The sequence below is a fragment of the Rothia mucilaginosa genome, assembly GCF_964210535.1.
Taxonomy (GTDB): domain Bacteria; phylum Actinomycetota; class Actinomycetes; order Actinomycetales; family Micrococcaceae; genus Rothia; species Rothia mucilaginosa_F.
Map to the genome: position 1 here is coordinate 24,467 of NZ_CAXOMR010000029.1, position 6,148 is coordinate 30,614.

General features: G+C 60.1%; 5 protein-coding genes. All 5 read right to left on the minus strand.

Going from position 1 to position 6,148, the window contains the following annotated elements:
• Window positions 1–106: 106 nt before the first annotated feature.
• The 5 genes from AB8C10_RS08455 to AB8C10_RS08475 all read right to left on the minus strand — a co-directional run bounded on the left by AB8C10_RS08455 (window position 107) and on the right by AB8C10_RS08475 (window position 5,688).
• Window positions 107–1,504: a hypothetical protein gene (locus AB8C10_RS08455; RefSeq protein ID WP_368867478.1), complete on the minus strand. Its 1,398-nt coding sequence runs from the start codon at window positions 1,502–1,504 to the stop codon at window positions 107–109.
• A 212-nt stretch (window positions 1,505–1,716) separates the two neighbouring features.
• On the minus strand, window positions 1,717–2,493 hold the full coding sequence (locus tag AB8C10_RS08460) for a hypothetical protein (RefSeq protein ID WP_368867479.1): 777 nt from the start codon (window positions 2,491–2,493) through the stop codon (window positions 1,717–1,719).
• Window positions 2,494–2,501: 8 nt separating this feature from the next.
• Window positions 2,502–2,843 (minus strand): hypothetical protein, encoded by a 342-nt coding sequence (locus AB8C10_RS08465; protein WP_304009233.1) that lies wholly within the window; start codon window positions 2,841–2,843, stop codon window positions 2,502–2,504.
• Between the two features lie 181 nt (window positions 2,844–3,024).
• Complete coding sequence (locus AB8C10_RS08470) at window positions 3,025–3,918, minus strand: hypothetical protein (protein WP_368867480.1); 894 nt, start codon at window positions 3,916–3,918, stop codon at window positions 3,025–3,027.
• A gap of 111 nt (window positions 3,919–4,029) precedes the next feature.
• Window positions 4,030–5,688 (minus strand): replication protein RepA, encoded by a 1,659-nt coding sequence (locus AB8C10_RS08475; RefSeq protein ID WP_368867481.1) that lies wholly within the window; start codon window positions 5,686–5,688, stop codon window positions 4,030–4,032.
• Window positions 5,689–6,148 lie beyond the last annotated feature (460 nt).

The window sequence follows — 6,148 nt, forward strand, 5'->3', positions numbered from 1 at the left end:
GAAAGATATAGAGAGAAAAAGAATGTATGGGGTGGGGTGGGGTGGTGATTGCATCACGCGATGACTGCACTATGCAATCACCACACCCTCAACAGAGCCCGCCGTACTAGTGGATTCGGTCCAGGCTCTGATCATCCAGCAGAACCTCTTCAGCGTGCTCAGCACGCGGCATATGGTTCTCAAGAACCTGCGCGGCCTGAGCAAGACGGCTCACACCGGCAGAACCGCCGCCGCCAGAGCCGCCACCGGGTGCCGACCCGGTGTCACTACCGGCGCTCACCGTCAAGCCGATACCGACCATGCCGCCGCCGGGAGCCTGCGGGGCAGACCCACCAGCATTAGACGCAGGCGCGGTAGCCGACCCACCAGACGGAGCGGAAGCAGCCGCTGCGGGTGCGCCCACCGCCCCACCAGACGAAGAGGCAGCAGGAGCCGGGCCAGCAGCCGCAATAGCGCCGGAACCACCCGACGCGCCAGCAGACGACCCACCAGCAGCAACAGCCCCGCTTCCGCCGGAAGCGACACCACCGCCGCCGGAAGCCGCACCAGCCGCACCGGCTGCACCGCCGCCTATACCAGCCATACCACCAGACTCAGCCAACGTCGGGCCCATATTAGAGAACATGAAGGCGCTAGCTGACGCGCCCGAAGAGCCACCGGCAGCAGCGGCCGCGCCAGCACCACCGGTAGCCGCACCAGCAGCCACACCAGCAGCACCGACCGCCATACCAGCCATGCCAGCCAGGGCAGTACCAGCACCATCAGCACCAGTACCCGCCGCCGCCGGGTTCACAATCTTCAACAGGGCGGGCAGGGCGAACGGGGCCATTGCGATAATGCAGACCGCGGTCACGATACCGCCGATACCGTCACCGCCCTTGAGCTCCTGGAACGCAAAACCGTACAGCACGGCCACCGTCGGCTTGAACAGAATGAACGCCAGCAGCCATTTAGAGACGCGGGAGAACCCGCGGCCACCGGCAGCGAAGGTGATACCCTCAGCCACCGGCCAGTACATCAGCAACACGGGAGTAGCGATTGCTACGAAGATCATGATGCACCACTGCACAATCACGACCAGGACCATAATCGCGCCAGGCAAAAACAGCATCGCGCCCAGCGCGGCAACGGCTTTTCCTGGGTCACCCAAAACCGCCATTGTGTCCCTATGCCCCCAGTCGGTAGAGTCAAGGATAGCGGCAGCAGCCTGATCACTAGCCGTCAGCAACAGAGAGACGAGGGCGACACCCATGCCGGAGACGAGGATGACACGCCCCAGGGAGGAGAGCACATAGCGGATGTCCTCACCGCGCTGCTCCCACACGATTTTGACGCCAGCGACCATAATGCCGATGGTCACCGCCAGCAGGGTGAAAATATTAACCACACCGGTACCCCACTGGAAAGCGGAGGATTTTTCCGGGTTGATGATGGGTCCAGCATGGAGCCACGACGTAATAAACTGCTTGTAGATGCTTACGGAGCCATTCCAGAAGCTCTCCAAGATCTGATTAAAGGTGCCGTCGGCAACCTTTTTAGCGACGTATCCGACAGGGTCATTAGTGGCTTTCCCAACCTCTTTAGAAAAATTTTCCGCGTGTTGGTGACAAGCCTCCGCAAGGTCCTGACGTTGACCTACCACTTTAAGCCACAAGTCGCAGTTCAAATCCTGGACGTTTTTAACCGTGTCAGAGATGATGTTGCTGTCATCAGCCATTAGCGTTTAAACCCCCATTCGGTCATTTTGTTCTGGTCGATGAGGAATCGCTGAGAGGGTTCGTCAGTCATGACTTCGGTCTTCATCTCTGACTTTTCGGAGTCAAGACGCCAGTCTCCGTTTTCCCAGACTACGCGAATAGGAACCCAGCCAATGTTGATTGGCCCGCCCGGCTTCTGTGCCATGATGTAGACCTTCACGGTGGCGCGTTCGGTCGAATAACCCTGAATACTGTAGGCATAGATGACAGCTGCTCCCTCAATCCGGGCAGTATCTCCGTTGCTGGTCCAGGCTTCAGGCTGATTTGCGAATCGGCTCGAGAGAATGGCACGGCGGCTTTCGTTTGACACTTCGCTATTGCCAAGGACAATTGCGGTGTTAATCGCAGCCAGAGCAGCGCCCGCAGGATTGTGTGCGAAGCACTGGCCCAAACGGCCCTGACGAACCGCAGGGCCATACGATGCGCTCACCGGGTAATGGATGCCAGCGGCGGTCTGCTCCCAGACGTAATCTTCCGGAACCTCAGCGGAAAATTCCTTGCCAGCCGGAACCTTCACATCACACACCGCGCGACCATCAGCACCCACCGACCCAGCCGACGCCGCCACCGCCGACAAACTCGGGGCAGCCGACGCAGACGCCGACGGCGCAGCAGACTCACGCGCCTGCTCCGGGAAAAAGATCACCTTGACCGCCAGCAGACCAGCAATCACCAGCACACCCACCATGAAAAAAATCGAGGACCGGCGAGACCTCAAGACCTCACGTACCATCACAAAATCTCCTAGCCGCAGTTCAGAGTCGACTTAACAAACAGGCTCGCGAGCGGTGCCGCAATACCAATCAGGATCGCACCAATGCCCCACTTAGCGATCGCGCCCAGCACAAAGCCGCCGTCCTCGCGGCGATGCGCGATCACCAGGTTAATGCCGATGAGGATAATACCCGCCACAGCAGCCACAAAGCCGAAGCCAGCAATGACACCGAGGATAGTATCTGCACCATCACAAACAGCCTTCGGCATCTGCAGGGCCTCAGCATGAGCAGCAGTAGAGGCGACAGGGATAGTCACCAGGGACAGGGCGGCACCAGTAGCAGCAGTACGCAGGCCAGAACGAATCTTCACGGGGTCTCCTTCGTGTTCTCTGCACAGAGTGCAGTGTGTGTAAAGATTTTGGGTGCACTCAGGCACACCCAGGGCACCGACAGGATGCCTGCCGGCAGGGTGTTTGAGTGAGTAGTGAGATAACCCCCAGACAAGGGGGAGGTGAGTGAAAACTATAGGGGGAGGTGGGTCTCAGGCTGTACTATCCAGCCAGGTCCTCAACCTGCGCGACCAGCCGCTTCAACGCCGCCGCGACCGGCCGCGTCGCCGCAGCCTTCTGTAGGGCCGCATCATCACAGATGCGAGACGCCAGAGCCGGAATCCACGGGCACATCAGCACCGGGCACGCACCCGACAAAACCTTCAACCGCAGCTTGACAGTACGCGGGATACGCCTACTATCAGCCGGGATGACGAGGATGCCGTCCAGACCGTCCAGCGAGGTCACCGACCCGACAGGCTCAGGGCCTTGAGCCTTAAGATCCTCAATATACGCCTGCGCCGCCGCAACACCCTTCTCAGTAGCATCAATGACGACCACCCGCGCCGTAGAGGCAGGCACCTGCTCAGAGAGAGGAATCTCCTCCAGGCCCAGCAGGCGAGCCATAGTGGACGCACCAATATTCGGCAGTAGCGGGCTGAGCACCACCGCAGGAGCCACAGAGATAGGCTCAGCAGCGGCCGCACGCACAGGAGCCGACTCAGCAGATTCTGTAGATTCTGCGGGATGGGCCGCCTCATCCTCACGAGCATCAGGCACCACAGCCTCAGATACCTCAGCCTCAGCGGGAGCCGTCGCGGCAGGAGAATCAGGAATGAACTCGATCAGGGGGCTCTGCTGCACCCGCCGAGCAGGTGCCGCTGTACGGGCAGGCTCTGCAGAATCTGCAGGCTCAGCCACCTCAGCAGCAGGAGCAGAGGCAGAGTCATCATCGTCAGAGACGACGACATAGCCGTACCCATGTGCCTCAGGCACAGTCTGAGACGACGCCGCAGGCGCAACCTCAGAGGAGGCAATATAGCCATACCCGTGCGCCTCTGGCACCAGGTCCTCAGATGTCCGTGCACCAGCCGTGGTGCGGTGGAGGGGATTCATAAGCTTGTCCTTGGTGTGGTGGTGTGCCGCCTATATGCCGGAATCGAGGCGACACCCTGAATTATACGTGGATTGATATGCAATAGCGCGCTGAGAGGTCATTTAGAGACACTAGGCGGCACCATGACGCTCCGCCAGGGCCGAGTAGCGGATCCACTCACCACTGGTATCCACACCCTCCAGGCGGGACAGCTCAGTCAGACGAGCACGCACCGCGTGCCAGCACTCAGCAGCCACAGCGGGATCCGTATCCGCGGACTTCAGCTCGATAGCGCAGTCGCGGCAGACCAGACCGGTCACCTCCTCACGATGCACCGGGCACGGCACCACCGGCAGGACAGGACGGCCCGAGACCACAGGAGCCGCACCCTGACCGGGCGCAGCCGGGGCGGCAGGGCCCTGCGCAGCAGGTGCTACCGGAGCCGCAGTGCCGGTCAGCAGAGCAGGCTCACGCACAATCGCGGTGGTCACCAGAGCCTGAGCACTACCGACCGAGGTGACGCGGCTGAGCACCGTGTCGATAGCCGCACGCAGAGCACCATCCGAGACAGCCCCCACCTGCATGCCAGCGGCAGCTAGTGCTGCACGCAGCTCAGTGATGTCCACACCCGCGTGAGCGGGGATAGAGACCACCTCAGGAGCAGGGGCCGCCGAGGCGGCGGGTGCAGGCTGAGATTTCTGACGCGCAGGGGCGGGGCGAGTAGAGTCATCAGCCTGACAGCTACGATTGCTCCACGCCATAAGCTTGCGGTGCTCGGCGCTGATGGGTGAGAGCAGGAGACCGCTATTGCCTCCACGGGTCCCGACGCCATATTCGCCGACATAGACAGTCGAGTCGAAATCCTCACCGAGGGGCGCAAAGTACTCCCTAGTGGCTACCGACAGAGCCGCACGAAACTGCGCTCGAAATTTTGTCATCTGACGAGCAGAGCTACCGAATTGGCCCATGAGGCTGGTCCAGGGGATACGGGTCTCGCGGCGGACACGGCTCATGCGGCCTGCCAGCCACCAGAAAACGTCACCGGCAAGGGCCTGGTGGGGGTTCTCAGCAATGATCTTGCGCCAGGATTCACGTAGTACCAGCATGGCGCCGTGTACCGGCGAGGGGGTTGCTGCGATACGCTCATAGAATTCCTGCGACAGGCGAATGACGCTTTGATGCTTGTCATCCAGCAGCCCGTCCCTGTTGAAGAAGAGCTTTTCGCTGGATCCTACGAGGTAGGACTGAGAAGTCGACACATTGGTGCCATCCGGCAAGGTGCTCTGGTGGGAGATTTGGATGGTCATCTTCAGCAGCGCGCGGAGTTGCTTCTGTACCGCCTGCAGGTTGTCCCTGGAAGCTTCGATGCCGATGTCGCTCAGGAGGCCCCGCCAGGTGTCCGAGATTTTGATGACGGGAGACTGCGTCGCTAACGCCGTGGTGGTCAGGTAAATCAGAATTTCGCGGGCAATGCGGCCGGAGGGCAGGTGCTGCTGAGTGACACCGTCGTTGTCCTTGTAGGGTGTGGCGGCGAGGATGACGGTGATATCGCCGTCGGTACGTTCCCAGAGGATTTCCTGAGTGGCCATGAGGGGCAGCTGGTAGTTGACGAAGATCCAGGGAATCGCGACGGTAGTGAAATCGTTGATGGCCAGAGATGTAGTGCTCTGGCGATGCTGGAGAGTGCCGCCGGTGGGGGCGGTGTGGTCAGCGAGGATGTCGCTGAGAGTCTCGAATCCGGCGGCGGTGCCGGTGGACTTAAGGTGCGCGGGTGCGCTAAAATCATGCATTGCGGTGCCTAACTGGTATAGGTGCTGCCACGGCCCCGGGTGTTAGCGCACCGCGGGGTCACTTTCGTATCTGGCACCACACTAGACCCCGGATAGACAGGCTGTCAAGCGGGATGGTGATTTCTTTGTCATCGTCGTCATCAATTAGTTTTCCACAGGCTTGAGTTCTCGCGCGCGTACGCGGATGACGATAGGTTAACTTATAGGTACTTATAGGGGCACATTTTTTGAACACTGATTCTACCCTTGTAAATACTGGGCAAACCGGGGTTTTCCACAGGGGTGCTAACGTTCCAGTTCATCACGCTAACGTTCCAGTTCATCACGCTAACGTTCCAGTTCATCACGCTAACGTTCCAGTTCATCACGCCCCTCAAGGCACTTATCCACATGACGAGGGTCACTAAAAAATGTTCTCCAAGGTGCATTAATCCTGAGAAGTCAAGACGTCACCCCCCCC

Excerpts from the sequence above, each read along its gene's own strand:
- AB8C10_RS08470 (WP_368867480.1), bottom strand. The coding sequence starts at position 3,918 with ATGAATCCCCTCCACCGCACCACGGCTGGTGCACGGACATCTGAGGAC.
- AB8C10_RS08475 (WP_368867481.1), bottom strand. The coding sequence starts at position 5,688 with ATGCATGATTTTAGCGCACCCGCGCACCTTAAGTCCACCGGCACCGCC.